This is a genomic window from Streptomyces sp. NPDC052043 (genome assembly GCF_044548235.1).
Lineage (GTDB): Bacteria > Actinomycetota > Actinomycetes > Streptomycetales > Streptomycetaceae > Streptomyces.
Map to the genome: position 1 here is coordinate 287,474 of NZ_JBIUBT010000009.1, position 15,724 is coordinate 303,197.

The 15,724-nt window shown below is 72.3% G+C and carries 12 protein-coding genes; 5 read left to right on the top strand and 7 right to left on the bottom strand.

Annotated features, from left to right (window positions below; genetic code table 11):
* Positions 1 to 116: 116 nt before the first annotated feature.
* Positions 117 to 926, top strand: a complete 810-nt coding sequence (locus ACIHCX_RS23680; protein WP_400032564.1) for a hypothetical protein — start codon at positions 117 to 119, stop codon at positions 924 to 926.
* An 11-nt stretch (positions 927 to 937) separates the two neighbouring features.
* On the opposite strand, the gene ACIHCX_RS23685 is transcribed toward ACIHCX_RS23680, so the two are convergent.
* The 3 genes from ACIHCX_RS23685 to ACIHCX_RS23695 all read right to left on the bottom strand — a co-directional run bounded on the left by ACIHCX_RS23685 (position 938) and on the right by ACIHCX_RS23695 (position 4,790).
* Positions 938 to 1,549, bottom strand: a complete 612-nt coding sequence (locus ACIHCX_RS23685; protein ID WP_400032566.1) for a hypothetical protein — start codon at positions 1,547 to 1,549, stop codon at positions 938 to 940.
* Between the two features lie 9 nt (positions 1,550 to 1,558).
* Positions 1,559 to 2,125 carry a hypothetical protein gene (locus tag ACIHCX_RS23690; RefSeq protein ID WP_400032568.1) on the bottom strand — a complete coding sequence of 189 codons (567 nt, stop codon included), beginning with the start codon at positions 2,123 to 2,125 and terminating at the stop codon, positions 1,559 to 1,561.
* A 79-nt stretch (positions 2,126 to 2,204) separates the two neighbouring features.
* Entirely contained in the window at positions 2,205 to 4,790 is a 2,586-nt protein-coding gene (locus ACIHCX_RS23695; protein ID WP_400032570.1) for a bifunctional FO biosynthesis protein CofGH, read from the bottom strand.
* A gap of 62 nt (positions 4,791 to 4,852) precedes the next feature.
* Here ACIHCX_RS23695 and ACIHCX_RS23700 point away from each other — a divergent pair, with 62 nt between their 5' ends.
* The 3 genes from ACIHCX_RS23700 (at position 4,853) to ACIHCX_RS23710 (ending at position 9,920) form a co-directional block, all read left to right on the top strand.
* Positions 4,853 to 6,370 carry a CehA/McbA family metallohydrolase gene (locus tag ACIHCX_RS23700; protein ID WP_400032572.1) on the top strand — a complete coding sequence of 506 codons (1,518 nt, stop codon included), beginning with the start codon at positions 4,853 to 4,855 and terminating at the stop codon, positions 6,368 to 6,370.
* 238 nt (positions 6,371 to 6,608) lie between these two features.
* On the top strand, positions 6,609 to 9,563 hold the full coding sequence (locus tag ACIHCX_RS23705; protein ID WP_400032574.1) for a BTAD domain-containing putative transcriptional regulator: 2,955 nt from the start codon (positions 6,609 to 6,611) through the stop codon (positions 9,561 to 9,563).
* 183 nt (positions 9,564 to 9,746) lie between these two features.
* A complete protein-coding gene (locus ACIHCX_RS23710; RefSeq protein WP_400032576.1) occupies positions 9,747 to 9,920 on the top strand; it encodes a hypothetical protein in 174 nt (57 codons plus the stop codon).
* Positions 9,921 to 9,996: 76 nt separating this feature from the next.
* On the opposite strand, the gene ACIHCX_RS23715 is transcribed toward ACIHCX_RS23710, so the two are convergent.
* The 3 genes from ACIHCX_RS23715 to ACIHCX_RS23725 form a co-directional block, all read right to left on the bottom strand.
* The gene (locus tag ACIHCX_RS23715) at positions 9,997 to 10,623 is read right to left on the bottom strand and encodes a hypothetical protein (RefSeq protein ID WP_400032578.1); all 627 of its coding nucleotides are present in this window, start codon (positions 10,621 to 10,623) and stop codon (positions 9,997 to 9,999) included.
* A gap of 183 nt (positions 10,624 to 10,806) precedes the next feature.
* Positions 10,807 to 13,152: a PQQ-binding-like beta-propeller repeat protein gene (locus ACIHCX_RS23720; protein WP_400032580.1), complete on the bottom strand. Its 2,346-nt coding sequence runs from the start codon at positions 13,150 to 13,152 to the stop codon at positions 10,807 to 10,809.
* A 189-nt stretch (positions 13,153 to 13,341) separates the two neighbouring features.
* Positions 13,342 to 14,067: a VOC family protein gene (locus ACIHCX_RS23725; protein WP_400032582.1), complete on the bottom strand. Its 726-nt coding sequence runs from the start codon at positions 14,065 to 14,067 to the stop codon at positions 13,342 to 13,344.
* 134 nt (positions 14,068 to 14,201) lie between these two features.
* Between ACIHCX_RS23725 and ACIHCX_RS23730 the strand changes: the two genes are divergently transcribed.
* Entirely contained in the window at positions 14,202 to 14,834 is a 633-nt protein-coding gene (locus tag ACIHCX_RS23730; protein WP_400032584.1) for a TetR family transcriptional regulator, read from the top strand.
* Positions 14,835 to 14,953: 119 nt separating this feature from the next.
* Here ACIHCX_RS23730 and ACIHCX_RS23735 read toward each other — a convergent pair whose 3' ends face one another.
* Positions 14,954 to 15,625: a hypothetical protein gene (locus ACIHCX_RS23735; protein WP_400032586.1), complete on the bottom strand. Its 672-nt coding sequence runs from the start codon at positions 15,623 to 15,625 to the stop codon at positions 14,954 to 14,956.
* Positions 15,626 to 15,724: the final 99 nt, after the last annotated feature.

Genomic DNA, 15,724 nt, shown 5'->3' on the forward strand with positions numbered 1-15,724 from the left:
GGGGACCCACTCGGTGGCGCTCGTTCCTGGGCACCCGTGTGGCCAGGTCGTCGGCGGTCGGAGCCGGGCTCGGGGCAGCTCTGATTGTGCTTGCCGCCGCGCTGTCCGCCTGGCCCTTGGATGAACTCCTCCCGTGCGATCAGCAAGAGTGGGGCTGCCTGGGGTTGGCCCTTCTGCTGTTCAGAGCGGCAGCGGTGGTTGGCTTCCTGACGAGCTGGCTGCTGCTGCGCTTGGCGGGTGTCCGGCCGGCCTGGCGGGTTGCTGTGCTCACCAGCCTGCTCTTCTGGTTCGGGGCGGAGCTGAACGATCGGGCGCTCGTCGGGAGCCTTCCGACAGCGGTTCTCCCGCTGACCTCGGCCGCCCTGTTCGCGCTGGCCACTGTCCTGACCGCGCCCCGTCCCGTCTTCTGGCGGCCCCGGATCGTGCTGCTCATTGCTCTTGCTCTGTTGTGGCCGCTTTCGGGGCTCGTGGGTGACCACCGCACTGAAACGAGCAAGCGCAGTGAGCTCGTGGATGCCGACGTCCCCCTGCTGGCGCCCGACGTCACCGGTTACCGCCTCGACCACCCATGGGCCACTCGGCACGATCACGAGCTCTTCTACCGCCTGTGGCCCGAGCGGGCCGGCGTCGACGTCAATGATCCGAACGGCTGGGCCGTCCATGTGACCGTGGCACCGGTGGAGTCCGGCTTCCACCCACCGGTCTGCGAGGCGCAAGGCTCCAGTGGCCCCTTGTACCAGATGCCGTGCGAACCGGTGGCCCCGAACACCTGGCGCACGGTCAGGCAGCACGCGGTCTTCTATTTCGTGCGTCGGAATGGTGCCGTGACCGTGCTCGCTTCGTACGGAACGCACATCACTGACGGCGAACTGCGCGACCTGGCATCCACAGTGGCCGTAAGAGAGCCGAGCTTCTTCCTCCGATGAGTCGGGACCGGTCAGCCGTAGTAGATGTCCCAGACGACGTGAGGCAACGAGTTTCCCGTGTCCTCGATGCGTGGGAAGCTCCGCGCACCGCTGGCTGTGGCGACCGGGGTGCCATGGACCAGGGCGTCCAGGACGGAGTCGAAGAGGTGGGACAGGCTGTCCCAGCGCTTCACTCCGTTCACGTCGATGGACGGGTCCAGTTCCAGGACCGCGCCGAAACCGGGGCCCTCCCGGTGGTCGACCACGAGCTGTCCACCCGTGTGGTTCATCGCCACCGGCAGCCAGCGCACGTCCGCCGTCACACCGACGACGTACTCGGCCTCGTCCTCCTCCAGGGCCCGGGCGACCTCCTCCTCCATTTCCCGCAGCCCGACGGACATGCCAACGGCCCCCAGGAGCGGGAAGTCGGTGGGCACGAAGGCGCCTGCGGCGGGCGTGGGGTCGAGGGCCGAGCCGTCGTGCAGGGCGAGCCAGGACCGGACGTCTGGATGCGGCTCGAACCGGTTCTCCGCCACAGCCGTTACGAGCGCGGGCTCGGCGGGCGGGGCGAGTTGCCGGAAGTCGCCCGGGGCGTGCTCCTTCAGCCACTGGTCGAGCCGGGCCACGGTCTGGGCCAGTTCCATGGGCAGAACCTAGGGGACGACCTCGACCTTCGTGCCCTGGGCGGCGAAGGTCCACAGGGCCGTGCCGTCGGGCTTGCCCATGCGGATGCCGCCCGTCTTGGCGTCGGCGGCGGCCGGCGGGGGTGAGGCGCCGTCCACGGCGTTGCTGAACGCGATGAAGACGCCGGACTTGCCCGCGAAGTACGTGATGTGCTCGATCTGCACGCCGTCCGAGCCGGTCGTCGCGGCCACGCGCTGGGAGATCGCGTAGGCGCCCGGGTCGGGGCTCACCGTGCCCGGCCACACCGGGAAGGTGCGGGTGGGTTTGTCGCTCTCGTCGACCAGCCACACACGCTTCTGGGCGAGGGCGTAGACGACGCGGCGGCCCACGCCCGAGTCGGCCGGGACGGCCGGCGGAGCCGGGGGCGTGGGTTTGGCCGAGGGGCTGGCGCTCGCCGAGGGGGTGGGTCGCGGGTGGGCCGTCGCGGCCGTGGGGTGGGGACCCTGGTCGGCCTTCACCGCCAGTACGGCCACTGCCGCGACCGCGCCCACGGTCAGGCCGCTGACCCAGGCCCACGAAGGTATTCGGGCCGCCATGGGCACGCATCTCCTCGGTGCTACTCGACCCCTCCACCGGGGGTCGGATCATCGTACTGCGAGCTGCGTCTGCCTCGGTTCAGTCGAGGACCGGCAGCAGGTCCGGCAGGTGGCCGTCCGACGCGGCCGCCGCCCGCCGCCGTTCCTCCGGGACCTCGCCGTAGAGCGTGGTCCTCGGCTTCGCTGGGCGTCCGGCCGCCGCCGCCACCGCGACCAGGTCCTCGACGGACTTGTACGAGCCGTAGGAGGAGCCCGCCATGCGGGAGATCGTCTCCTCCATCAGCGTGCCGCCGAGGTCGTTCGCGCCGGAGCGGAGCATTTCGGCGGCGCCCGCCTCGCCCAGCTTCACCCAGCTCGTCTGGATGTTGGGGATCCAGGGGTGCAGGAGGAGGCGCGCCATCGCCGTCACCGCCCGGTTGTCCCGTACGGAGGGGCCGGGCCTCGCGATGCCCGCCAGGTACACCGGGGCGTTGGTGTGGATGAAGGGGAGCGTCACGAACTCCGTGAAGCCGCCCGTCCGCTGCTGGATGCCGGCCAGGGTGCGCAGGTGGCCCAGCCAGTGGCGGGGTTGGTCCACGTGGCCGTACATCATGGTCGACGAGGAGCGGATGCCCAGTTCGTGGGCCGTCGTCACGACCTCGATCCAGGTGGCCGTGGGCAGCTTGCCCTTGGTCAGGATCCAGCGGACCTCGTCGTCGAGGATCTCCGCCGCCGTCCCGGGGATGCTGTCCAGGCCCGCCGCCCTGGCCTCGGTGAGCCACTCGCGGATGGACAGGCCGGTGCGGCTGGCGCCGTTGACGACCTCCATCGGGGAGAAGGCGTGCACGTGCATGCCGGGGACGCGTTCCTTCACCGCGCGCGCGATGTCGAAGTAGGCCGTGCCCGGCAGGTCGGGGTGGATGCCGCCCTGCATGCAGACCTCCACCGCGCCGACGTCCCAGGCCTGCTGGGCCCGGTCGGCGACCTGGTCCAGGGACAGGGTGTAGGCGTCCGCGTCGGTGCGGCGCTGGGCGAACGCGCAAAAGCGGCAGCCGGTGTAGCAGACGTTGGTGAAGTTGATGTTCCGCGTCACGATGTACGTGACGTCCTCGCCCACCACGGACCTGCGGACGTCGTCCGCGATGCCGCACAGCGCGTCCAGGGCCGGGCCGTCCGCGTGCAGCAGCGCCAGCGCCTCGTCGTCGGTGAGCTTCGTCGGGTCGTCGGCGGCCGTGCGCAGGGCCTGCCGTACGTCCGTGTCGACGCGCTCCGGGGCCATGCCGGGGGCGGCCGCCTCGCGCAGGGCGCCCCAGTCGCCGTACACCTCGTCGAAGTCGCCACGGCGGTCGGCGGTGCGGCCGGCGGTGTCGATGGTGCGGTGCAGGTCGGTGCGGCCGGTGGCGGTGAAGGCCTCGTCGGGCTCCTGCCAGGGGTGACCCTCGGCCACCGTGTCCGGGCGGGCCAGGCCCGTCGCGGGGTCGGCCAGGGCGCGGACGTGCGGCAGCAGCCTCGGGTCGAGCCAGGGCTCGCCGCGGGTGACGAACTCCGGGTAGACGCAGAGCCGTTCGCGCAGTTCGAAGCCGGCCGCGGCCGACTTCTCGGCGAGCTGCTCGATCCGGGGCCAGGGGCGCTCGGGGTTGACGTGGTCGATGGTGAGCGGGGAGACACCGCCCCAGTCGTCGATACCGGCGCCGATGAGCCGTTCGTGCTCCGCGTCCACCAGGTTGGGCGGGGCCTGGAGGCAGGCGGACGGGCCCATGATGTGCCGGGCGACGGCCACCGTGGCGACCAGCTCGTCGAGTTCGGCGTCGGGCATGCCGCGCATGGCCGTGTCCGGCTTGGCGCGGAAGTTCTGGATGATCAGTTCCTGGATGCCGTGGTGGGCACGGGCGATCCTGCGCAGCGCGAACAGGGACTGGGCGCGCTCCTCGTACGTCTCGCCGATGCCGATCAGGATCCCGGAGGTGAAGGGGACGGAGGAGCGGCCGGCGTCCTCAAGGACCCGCAGCCGTACGGCCGGTTCCTTGTCCGGGGAGCCGTGGTGCGGGCCACCCGGCTCGGACCAGAGCCGCTCGGCGGTCGTCTCCAGCATCATGCCCATCGACGGGGCGACGGGCTTGAGGCGCTGGAAGTCCGTCCAGGTCATGACGCCCGGGTTGAGGTGGGGCAGCAGTCCCGTCTCCTCCAGGATGCGGATGGAGACGGCGCGTACGTAGGCGATGGTGTCGTCGTAGCCGTGCGCGTCCAGCCATTCACGCGCTTCCGGCCAGCGGTCCTCCGGCTTGTCGCCGAGGGTGATCAGGGCTTCCTTGCAGCCGAGTTCGGCACCGCGGCGGGCGATGTCCAGGACCTCGTCGGGGGACATGAACATCCCGTGCCCGGCGCGGCGCAGCTTGCCGGGCACGGTGACGAACGTGCAGTAGTGACACTTGTCCCGGCACAGCCGGGTGAGCGGGATGAAGACGCTCTTGGAGTAGGTGATGACGCCGGGGCGGCCGGCGGCCTCGAGACCCGCGTCCCGCACCCGGGCCGCGGAGGCGGCGAGGTCCTGGAGGTGCTCACCCCGGGCCTGGAGCAGCACCGCCGCCTCGGCGACGTCGAGCGCGACCCCGTCCCGGGCACGTTTGAGGGCGCGACGCAGGGAGTTCTCGGTGGGACCGGTTCCGGAGGTCGCGGAAGTCGTCATCCTTCGAGCATACGGTCGCGGTCACCAGGGCCGATCAAGGAAAGACCGGCCGGCACCGCCGGTTGTCCGGCCGCGGACCCGGACGGCGCACTCCGACCGTGACGGCCGCCGCCGCTGCGCCTACGTTGGGAGGCGTGACCTTCGCTAGTGGTGCCGGGGGCGCGGACGGCGGGCGGGTGACCCGGACGATCCGGGGCACGCTGGCGCCGGGCGCCCCCGACTACGTGTACGTTCCCGTCGACGTCCCGGACGGGGTGCGGGAGATCGGGGTCTCGTACACCTACGACAGGCCGGCCGTGCCCGCCGGAACCCCCGGCAACGCGCTGGACATCGGGATCTTCGACCAGCGCGGCACCGAGCTGGGCGGCCCGGGGTTCCGAGGGTGGTCGGGCGGGGCGCGGTCGGAGTTCTTCATCCGCGCGGACGACGCGACGCCGGGCTACCTCGCCGGGCCGGTCGACGCCGGTGTCTGGCACATCGCGCTCGGGCCCTACACGGTCGCCCCGCAGGGCCTGTCGTACGAGCTGACGGTCTGCCTGACCCACGGCGCGCCCGGCGCCGCCGTACCCCCGTCGTACCCGCCGCAGTGGGCCAGGGGGCGGGGGCGGGCCTGGTACCGGGGGGACTGCCACATCCACTCCCGGTACTCCGACGGCAGCCGCACCCCGGCTGAGATCGCGGCGCAGGCCAGGGCGGCCGGCCTGGACTTCATCAACAGCTCCGAGCACAACACCCACGCCGCCCACGCGCACTGGGCGGACCTGGCCGGCGACGACCTGCTGATCATGCTGGGCGAGGAGGTGACGACGAGGAACGGCCACGTCCTGGCCCTCGGCACCGACCCCGGCACCTTCGTCGACTGGCGCTACCGGGCGCGGGAGGACCGCTTCGGCCGCTTCGCCCGCGAGATCCGCCGCGCGGGCGGCCTGGTCGTGCCCGCCCATCCGCACGCCGGCTGCGTCGGCTGCGCCTGGAAGTTCGGCTTCGGCGAGGCGGACGCGGTGGAGGTGTGGAACGGCCCCTTCACCCCGGACGACGAGACGGCCGTGGCCGCGTGGGACGCCACGCTCGTGGCGGCCGCACGGGAGGAGCGGCGCTGGCTGCCCGCGATGGGCAGCAGCGACGCCCACCGGCCACCGGACTCCGTGGGCCTGCCCCAGACGGTCGTCCTGGCCGACGACCTCACCCGGGAGGCGGTCCAGGACGGCATCCGCGCGGGCCGCTCGTACGTCGCCGAGTCCGCGAACGTGTCACTCGCCTTCACCGCGACGGGGCCCGGGGGCGAGCGGGCGGGCATCGGGGAGCGACTGCGGGTGGCCGCGGACTCCCCGGTGACGGTCCGCCTGGAGGCCCGCGGTGTGCCGCGCTGCTCGGTCCGCCTCGTGACCGACCAGGGGGTGCTCCTCACCAGCGAGCCGTTCCCCGTGTCGGGCTCGGGGGTCGTCGAGTGGCGTACGACCCCGGCGTACGCGGCCTACGTCCGCGCGGAGGTGCGTCACGAGACGGCGGTGGGCCCGCTGCCCGGCGTGATGGCGGCGCTCACGAACCCGATCTTCCTGGGGACGGCCGCGCACGGCTGAGTGGCGGGTGCCCGGGTGGACGACCGCTGGGAGCCCGTGCGGGTGCCTGTCGAATGCCCGCGCGGATGACCGTGCGCGCCCCGCCGCCGCGGCAGAGAGCGTGCGAAGAGGATGTGTGGGGCTTGTGTCGTGGGAAGTGCGGCGCTGTGATCGCGGTCTCGGGAGCTGACGCATCTGCCGTGAACAAGGCAAACTGGGTCTGATTGTTGACGGTGCGACAGGGGGCCAGGGGGAAGCAATGGAAGGTGTACCGCGGGTGCCTGAGCAGCGGCGTGCCGAGCAGTCGGCGACACTGCGCTTCAGCGTGCTCGGACCGGTGCGTGCCTGGCGCGGTGAGCAGCCCCTTCCCACCGGCTCCCCGCAGCAACGCGCCCTGCTGGCCGCGCTGCTGCTGCGCGAGGGCCGCACCGCGACCGCGGCCGAGCTGATCGACGCGCTGTGGGGCGAGGAGCCGCCGTCGCAGGCGCTGGCGGCGGTGCGGACGTACGCCTCCCGGCTGCGCAAGGCGCTGGATCCGGGGGTGCTGGTCAGCGAGTCCGGCGGGTACGCCGTGCGCGGGCCGGCCGAGGGCGCACTGGACCTGGCCGAGGCGCAGGAGTTCGCGGCCCGTGCCGAGAAGGCCCGGTCGGCCGGCGACCTGTGCCAGGCACGCGAACTGCTGCGGCAGGCGCTCGCCCTGTGGGACGGGGAACCGCTGGCCGGCGTGCCCGGTCCGTACGCGGAGACGCAGCGCGTGCGTCTGGAGGAATGGCGCCTGCAACTCCTCGAGGCCTGCCTGGACATGGACCTCGAACAGGGCTGCCACGCGGAGGCCGTCTCGGAGCTGACGGCGCTGACGGCGGCGCACCCGCTGCGGGAACGGCTGCGCGAGCTGCTGATGCTGGCGCTGTACCGCAGCGGCCGGCAGGCGGAGGCGCTGGCGGTGTACGCCGACACCAGGCGCCTGCTCGCGGACGAGCTGGGCGTGGACCCCCGCCCGGAACTGCGCGAACTGCAACAGCGCATCCTCCAGGCCGACCCTGCCCTCGCGGAGCCGTCCTCTCCGGCGGCCGAACCGGCGGTGGTCCCGGTGCGCCCGGCACAACTCCCGGCGACCGTACCGGACTTCACGGGACGCAGCTCGTTCGTGGCGGAGCTGAGCGAGGTGCTGGCCTCGGCCGACGGGCGGGTGATGGCCGTGTCGGCGCTGGCCGGGATCGGCGGCGTGGGCAAGACGACGCTGGCCGTCCACGTGGCCCACCAGGCGCGGGCCGCCTTCCCGGACGGCCAGTTGTACGTGGACCTCCAGGGGGCCGGCGCGAGGGCGGCCGAACCGGAGACGGTCCTCGGCTCCTTCCTGCGCGCCCTCGGCACGGCCGACACGGCGATCCCCGAATCCCTGGAGGAGCGGGCGGCCCTGTACCGCTCGGTCCTGGACGGCCGCCGGGTGCTGGTCCTGCTGGACAACGCGCGGGACGCGGCCCAGGTGAGGCCGTTGCTGCCGGGCACCGACGGCTGCGCGGCCCTGGTGACGTCCCGCGTACGGATGGTGGACCTGGCGGGCGCGCACCTGGTGGACCTGGACGTGATGAGCCCGGACGAGGCGCTGTCCCTGTTCACGAGGATCGTGGGCGAGGAGCGGGTCGCTTCGGAACGCGAGGCGGCCCTGGACGTGGTGGCGGCGTGTGGTTTCCTGCCGCTCGCCATCCGGATCGCGGCCTCCCGCCTCGCGGCCCGCCGCACCTGGACGGTCTCGGTCCTGGCGGCGAAGCTGGCGGACGAACGCCGCCGCCTGGACGAACTCCAGGCGGGCGACCTGGCGGTGAAGGCCACGTTCGAGCTGGGCTACGGCCAGTTGGAGCCGGCGCAGGCCAGGGCGTTCCGTCTGCTGGGGCTGGCCGACGGCCCGGACATCTCCCTGGCCGCGGCGGCGGCCGTACTGGACCTCCCGGTGGAGGACACGGAGGACCTCCTGGAGTCCCTGGTCGACACGTCCCTCCTGGAATCGGCGGCCCCCGGCCGCTACCGCTTCCACGACCTGGTCCGCCTCTACGCCCGCGCCTGCGCGGAACGCGACGAACACCCGCCGGGCGAGCGGGAGGCGGCGATGTCGCGGCTGCTGGACTTCTACCTGGCCACGGCAGCCGGCGTCTACGCGATCGAACGGCCGGGGGACCGACTGGTGGATCACCTGGAACCAACGGCGTTCCCGGGCCTGCGGTTCAGCGATCGCCGTGCGGCACGCGACTGGCTGTACGCAGAGGCCGACTGCCTGTTGGCCTGTGTGAGTCAGTCGGTCGGCAACAGCGGGCTGCGCCGAGCCGTCGATCTCCTCTGGGCCGCGAAGGACCTGGCCGAGTCCGGCGCGAACGGCCTCGGCTACGGAGCAGCCGCGACAGCGGCCCGCGAAGCCGCGCAGACCCGCGATGACGCCCGCGCCGAGGCCAGGGCGCGCATCACGCTGACCGAGGCACATCTGGTGGCCGGTCGCTTCGCGCAGGCCGACGAAGAGGCCAAGCATGCGGCATCGTTGATCGCCGACTTCGACGACGCGGCCCTGAACTGCTGGGTCCCGAATCACTGCGGCGTGATCGCGGTCTATCGGAACCGCCACGACGAAGGCGCCGCCTTCTTGCAGCAGGCCATCACCAACTTCCGCCTGGACGGCAACCTGGCGGGCGAGGCAAGCGCCCTGTGCAACCTCTCCCGGTCACACCTCGCCCTGGGAGAGACCGCCAGCGCCATCGACCTCGCACAGCAGGGCGTCGACATCTACGACCGTCTGGGTCACACGCTGCGCGGTGCGAACGGGCGCTACGCTCTCGGGCTCGCACTGGCGCAGGCCGAAGAACTCGACGAGGCGGCGGAGCAGTTCACCCAAGCGCTCGGCGGCTTCCGGGAAAGCCGACAGCGGCTCTGGGAGGGCATGACGATCTTCCGCCTCGCCGAGGTGGGTCTCGCCACGAACAAGCCGGCGCCGGCCGCGGCCCTCGCAGAGCAGTCCCTCGCCCTGCTGCGGGGGATCGGCGGCGACTGGCGTCTCGGCAACGTGCTGACCCTGCTGGGAAAGGCACTTCACCAGGTCGACCAGGTCGACCGTGCCAAAGCCTGTTGGCACGACGCGCTGTCGCTCTACGAGGCACTGGGGGCCGCCGAGGCGGCCGAAGTCCAGGAACTGCTTCTTCCCACGCGCACTGCCCAAAGCGTCCGTTGAGGCGTTCATCGTTTGTTTATGCCCTTACGGCACTCTCGTCCTGTCAAGCCGTCGCGTCGGGGGGCAGACGGCTCGCATCGGGCCCGCCACTAGGGTGAGCGGTCCCTACCAGTCCGTCCGGCGGCCCTCGGGGGAGTCGCCGGGCGGGCCTCACGACCACAGAGCCACAGGAGTTGAACAACGATGGCGGAAGCGAAGAAGTCCGACGGCACCGTCAAGCCGCTCGACACCCACATCACCGACGCCCCGCTGAAGGACGGCACGGTCAAGCCGCTCGACACCCACATCACCGACGCCCCGCTGAAGGACGGCACCGTCAAGCCGCTCGACACCCACATCACCGACGAAAAGGCCTGACGGCCTCAACAAACGGGGGATCGGCCGCGGTGGCACCGAGGGGGAGCCGCCGCGGCCGAGGTGTGTTCGGGGGCGGTCAGTTCCTGGGGGCGGCCGTGGGGTCCGTCTCGCAGCGGTCGGCCGACAGCAGGTAGCTCGCGCCGAGCTTGATCTCGGTGGTCGCCCTGCCGTTCGCGGGGACCGGGACCGTGGGGGACGAGTTCTTCAGGAGCAGGGTTCCGTCGGCGTCGTAGAAGGTGACCCAGGCCTGGAACTCGGCTTTGCTGTCGTTGGGGTTGGTGATCTCGACGGTGGCGTACGGCCTCTTCTGCGTCGCGCAGCTGATCAGCCTCACCGTGGCGTCCCGCAGGTCGCGGCCCTTGCCGGTGCCGCTGCTTGAGGGGGTGGGCGTCGAGCGGTAGCCGGGACGGCGGTGGTAGGTCCCGCCGGTGCCGCCGGTACCGCCCGTGTCGCTGGTGTCGCTGGTTTCGGTGTCGCCGGCCGAGCCGCCGTAAGAACCACCGTACGAGCTACCGGACGAACCACCGTACGAGCCGCTCGATGTCGAACTGTCGTGGTTCTGGTTTGAGTTGCTGCAGCCGCCTCCGCCACCGCTGCCGTGTCGGCCGTGGCCGTGACCGTGGCTTCGGGAGAAGCCCGTCAGGGCGAGCACCACTACCACCGACACCGCCGTGAACCTGATCCTGCGCCCCCGTGTCTGCATGCGATCACCCTAACGGCGCAACGCCGGCCCGCCGGGATTCGCCTGGCGACGGGCCCGTACGCGAAGTAGCGTCCTGTGCGTGGGCGGTGACCGAGCACCGCTGATCTGGACCGGCGGCCGTCGTCCGAGACCCCTTCCGTGTATCCCGTACGACGGCCGTCACCCCACCGCCCCGGCACGGGGTCAGGTGGTGCGGGCGGTGCCCGTCCCCTTCTCCGCGTCCAGGGCGTACACGCAGCGGTCCTTGCTGCACGCGTACACGACCCCGTCCCTGACCACCGGGGAGCCGGTGATCTCGCCGCCGGTGGCGAGCTTCCAGCGCAGCCGGCCGTCGTCGGCCTTGAGCGTGTACAGCAGGTGGTCGGTGGAACCGAAGTGGATGCGGCCCTCGGCGACGGCCGGGGAGCCGACGATCTCGCCGCCCGCCTGGAAGCGCCACTTGGGCGTTCCGGTGACCGCGTCCAGGGTGTACAGGCCCCTGCCGCTGCCGACGTGGACGTGCCCGGCGGCGACCAGGACCGGGGCGACGGAGGCCCGGGACTCGGTGGCGATGCGCCAGCGGTCGCGACCGTCGGTGGCGTCGAGGGCGTAGACGGTGCCGAGGTAGTCGGCGAGGTAGACGCCGCCGCCGCTCACCGTCGGACCCGGCGCGAAGGCCGGCGGGCAGAGGAAGACCGCGGGGGCCTCGAAGTGCCAGCGGACGTGGCCGCTCGCCACGTCCACGGCGAGCACACGGGTGCCGGCGCAGACGTAGACGTAGCCGTCGGGGGCCGGGGTGACCCGCACCGGCACGCCGCCGCAGGAGGCCGCGTCGCCGATCGGGTAGGACCAGCGCTCCTCGCCCGTGCGGGCCTCCAGGGCGCGCAGGCGGGCGTCCTGCCAGACGTACACCGTGCCGTCGTGGACGACGGGGCCGGCCTCGGGGGACTCGAAGTCCGTCTGGCAGCCGTTGGTCTCCCACAGCTTCTGACCGCCGGTGGCCTCCCAGGCCTGGACTCCCCCGCCGCGGGTGCCGGTGACGACCGTGCCGCGGTCGGCCTTGAGGGAGTACACCCAGGAGTCGGTCTGCACCCGCCACAGATCGGCGCCCCCGCGGGCGTCCAGGGCGAACAGGGTGGGCCCGTCGGAGGCGTGGACCCGGCCGTCGGCGACCGCCATGGACCAGGCCACGTCGCGGGTCTTGAAGCGGCGGCGGCCGGTGGCCACGTCCAGGGCGTGCACCTCGAAGGAGGTCACGTAGACGAGGTCGTCGGCGACGGACGGGGTGCCCCAGACGTCGTTGGACATGCGGAAGCGCCACGGCCGCCACCCGGCCGGGGTCTCCGGCGGCGCCGGCGGCACGACCGGCATGGCGGGGTCGGCGCCGTTGACGCCGGGGTGCGGTCTGGACCAGGTGGCGGCCAGGCCCGCCTCCGGCGGGGGCGCCTTGACGGCGGCGGCGCGGGCGTCGGCGACGCGCGGCCCGGGCCCGATCGGCACCTGGGCGCCGGCCAGCCGCACGGGACCGGAGTCGGGGACGCCCACCGGCGCGGGCGCGGACGGCGCCGGGACGGCGGGGCTGTGCGAGGGCGGGGGCGGTACGGGGACCGAGCCACCACCGCGGGGACCGGGCGCGGCGGGCTGCACGGCCAGGCGGCCGCCGCGGCGGGACTCGATGAGGCCGACCGCCGGCTCGGGCAGCCAGGCCGAGGCCGTACCGCTGTCGTCGGAGCCGGAGCCGAACAGATGGGGGGCGAGCTGGGCCTGGAGGTCGGCTGGCCTGGGCCGGGCGGTGGCCTCCATCTCCATGCAGGAATCGATCAGCGGACGCAGCTCGTCCGGGAGCCCTTCCAGGTCGGGGTCCTCGCGCAGCAGCATGAAGACCGTCTCGACGGGGTTGGCGCCGTGGAAGGGCGGGTGCCCGGTGGCGGCGAAGACCAGCATCGAGCCGAGCGAGAAGACGTCGCTGGCGCCGGTGACGCTGCGGGAGTCCTTGGCCTGCTCGGGGGACATGTACGCGGGGGTACCGACGGCGACGTTCGTCATGGTCAGCCGGGTGTTCGAGACACCGGAGGCGATGCCGAAGTCGATCACGCGCGGCCCGTCCTCGACGACGAGGACGTTGGACGGCTTCAGGTCGCGGTGGACGAGCCCGGCGCCGTGGATGGACTGGAGCGCCTCGGCGACGCCCGCCGCCAGCCAGCGCACCGCCTGGGCCGGGAGGGGACCGCACTCGGTCACTATCTCCTCGAGGGAGGGCGCGGGGACATAGGCGGTGGCCAGCCACGGCACGGCGGCGCGCGGGTCCGCGTCGACGACCGCGGCCGTGTAGAAGCCGGAGACCGCCCGCGCGGCCTCCACCTCACGTGTGAAGCGGACCCGGAACAACTGGTCCTCGGCCAGCTCGGTCCGGACCGTCTTGATCGCCACGCGCCGCCCGGACGCCGAGCGCGCGAGATAGACCAGCCCCATGCCGCCGGCACCCAGCCGTCCCAGCACCTCGAACGGCCCGATCCGCCGAGGGTCGTGCTGCGTCAGCTGATCCACCACTTGCCTGCCACCTCCCCGTACGAGCCGCGCCACCCACATATGTACGCGACCGACGTGCAGCGTCTCACCACCGCACCGCCTTGGCGGCACGCACCCTGATTCTTCCTGTCCGGCGCACAGGTTGCGAACCCGGCGACACATCGGGATGTCATGCCGCAAACCCCCCTCTTCCCGGCCGGGGGGCGGATTTCACCTCTCCAGCAGGGCGAAGGACGCCCCCTGATTGTCGGCGACGACGGCGACGGTTCCGTACGACGTCCCGAAAGGCGGTACCTGCACCCGCCCGCCGAGCCGGGCGACCGTGCCGAGGGCGGCCTCCATCCCGGCGACCCGGAAGTGGACGAGGAAGTGCGGCGGCATCTCGGGCGGAAAGACCTCAAAGACGGGAGACCGGCCGAAGTCGGGCTCGGCGCCCGGCCCGAACAGGGCGTCGCGGAACAGTCCGCCGTAGAAGACGTTCGCGGCCTCGATGTCGCGGGCGTACAACTGGGCCCACACGAAGGTGCCCGGCTCGCGGCGCCTGCCGAAGCCCTGGTGGCTGTCCGGCTGCCACAGCCCGAAGACCGCACCCTCGGGATCGGCGGCGAGGGCGGCCGTGCCGAGGCCCTCGACCCGAGTGGGCGGGGTCACGACCTGCCCGCCGGCGGCCCGAATCCGCTCGGCCAGCGCCCGGACGTCCGGGGTGGCGAAGTACACGGTCCAGACGGTGGGCATCCGGCCGTCCGTCTTCGGTGAGAGCGCGGCGACGGGCTCCCCCTCCAGCCGGGCCGGTACGGATCCGCCGTACGTCTCCTCCGCGAAGCTCCACCCGAAGAGCGCACCGTAGAACCGCTTGCCCGCCTCGACGTCGGGAAGCTGCGCGTCCACCCAGCAGGGGACGCCCTCTGTGCTCGCGGATGCCCTGTTTTCGGCCATGTCGCCAAACTAGCCGGGTCACGCGCGACCCGCAGACCAGGCACACCAGCCCCTTTGAGCGCATGCACCCCATTTGCAGTCGGCCGAATCGCGCTCCGATCACTGCTCGGTAAGCTGACGACATGACAGGACAAGTGCGTACCGTCGACGGCCGCGTGGCCGGTCGACGTGGGCAGGCGACCCGGCAGAAGCTGCTCGACTGCCTCAGCGAGATGCTCAGCTCCTCCCCCTACCGGGACGTCAAGGTCATCGATGTCGCCAGGAAGGCGGGCACTTCGCCCGCGACCTTCTATCAGTATTTCCCTGACGTCGAAGGCGCCGTTCTGGAGATCGCGGAGCAAATGGCCGCCGAGGGCGCCGGTTTGGCCGGGCTGCTCGAGGGCCGGTCGTGGACCGGAAAGGCCGGCTGGCAGACGGCGCAGGAACTCGTGGACGGGTTTCTGGAGTTCTGGCGCCACAACGACGCCATCCTGCGCGTGATCGATCTCGGTGCCGCCGAGGGCGACAAGCGCTTTTACAAGATCCGTATGAAGATCCTGAACTCAGTGAACAACTCCCTGACGGACACGGTCACCGAACTCCAGTCCAAGGGCCGGGTCGACAAGGACGTGAATCCGGCGGCGGTCGCCGGTTCGCTCGTCGCGATGCTCGCGGCGGTGGCCTCGCACCAGAAAGGCTTCGTCTCGGGGGTGAAGCAGGCCGATCTGAAACCGAACCTTGCGCTGCTGGTCCACCTGGGCGTCACCGGCAAGAAGCCGACCCGATAGCCCGCGCCCCGGCCTCGGAGTCCCTCCAGGCCCCAAGTCCTGTCAGGCAGGCGGCGGTCCACCCGAGTGGACCGCCGCCTGTTGCGTTGTGGGGGAAGATTGCCTAGGGGGCCCAGGCCCTAGTGGTGGTCGAGCCAGATCACTATGCCCGTCAGGTCGTGGAGCACGGCCGCGACGCCCGCCCCGACGGCGGCCGCGCAGCGTGCGGCGGTGAACGACTTCGGGTCGTACGTCGAGGACATGCCGAGCCCCTCGCCGCGGAACGACGCACCCGACCAGTCGACGGCCGTGACGTTGTGGGTGGGTTCGGCCAGTTCCGCGCCGACAACCAGGAACTGCTGCGACAGATGGCTCGCGGTGACCACGGCGAGCGGGTCGACGAGATCGTTGCCCGCGCTGATGACGAGGTCGGGGCCCATGTCGATGGCCCTGGTGATGGCGGGGACGAGGTCGTGGGGGCCGTCGGCGGCCACCGTCCTGAGGTCGACGTGCTCGCTCGCGGCCCAGTCCTCGACCGCTGCGGCCAGGGCCCTGGTCGGACGGTCCTCGCCCGCGGTGAGCAGCACCACGCGGTAGCCCTTCGGCGGGTGGACCTGCTGCCAGGAACCGGGCCGCGGCGTGACCGTGGCCTCTGGGGTGGGTGGGGCGGAGGGGTCGGTGAAGCCCGCGCCGAGCATGCCGACGGCGGTGGGCTTGGGGTGCGGCCGTGACCAGTCGTCGCCGGAGCCGCATCCGGCGACCAGCGCGGCGGCCGCGGCCAGCGTGGCAATGGCGCGAAGCGGGGAGCGCAAGGCGATCGTCCTCCGAGTGATGAGGGGTGCGCCGTCATCCTCCCCTCCCGATCGCCGCGGATCGCCTCCGCGCGGGCGGTTGCGGGGCTTGTTTCTCAA

Bases quoted from the DNA above. Each gene is read 5' to 3' on its own strand.
- ACIHCX_RS23685 (WP_400032566.1), bottom strand. From the start codon at position 1,549: ATGGAACTGGCCCAGACCGTGGCCCGGCTCGACCAGTGGCTGAAGGAG.
- ACIHCX_RS23690 (WP_400032568.1), bottom strand. From the start codon at position 2,125: ATGGCGGCCCGAATACCTTCGTGGGCCTGGGTCAGCGGCCTGACCGTG.
- ACIHCX_RS23695 (WP_400032570.1), bottom strand. From the start codon at position 4,790: ATGACGACTTCCGCGACCTCCGGAACCGGTCCCACCGAGAACTCCCTG.
- ACIHCX_RS23705 (WP_400032574.1), top strand. From the start codon at position 6,609: ATGGAAGGTGTACCGCGGGTGCCTGAGCAGCGGCGTGCCGAGCAGTCG.
- ACIHCX_RS23710 (WP_400032576.1), top strand. From the start codon at position 9,747: ATGGCGGAAGCGAAGAAGTCCGACGGCACCGTCAAGCCGCTCGACACC.
- ACIHCX_RS23715 (WP_400032578.1), bottom strand. From the start codon at position 10,623: ATGCAGACACGGGGGCGCAGGATCAGGTTCACGGCGGTGTCGGTGGTA.
- ACIHCX_RS23725 (WP_400032582.1), bottom strand. From the start codon at position 14,067: ATGGCCGAAAACAGGGCATCCGCGAGCACAGAGGGCGTCCCCTGCTGG.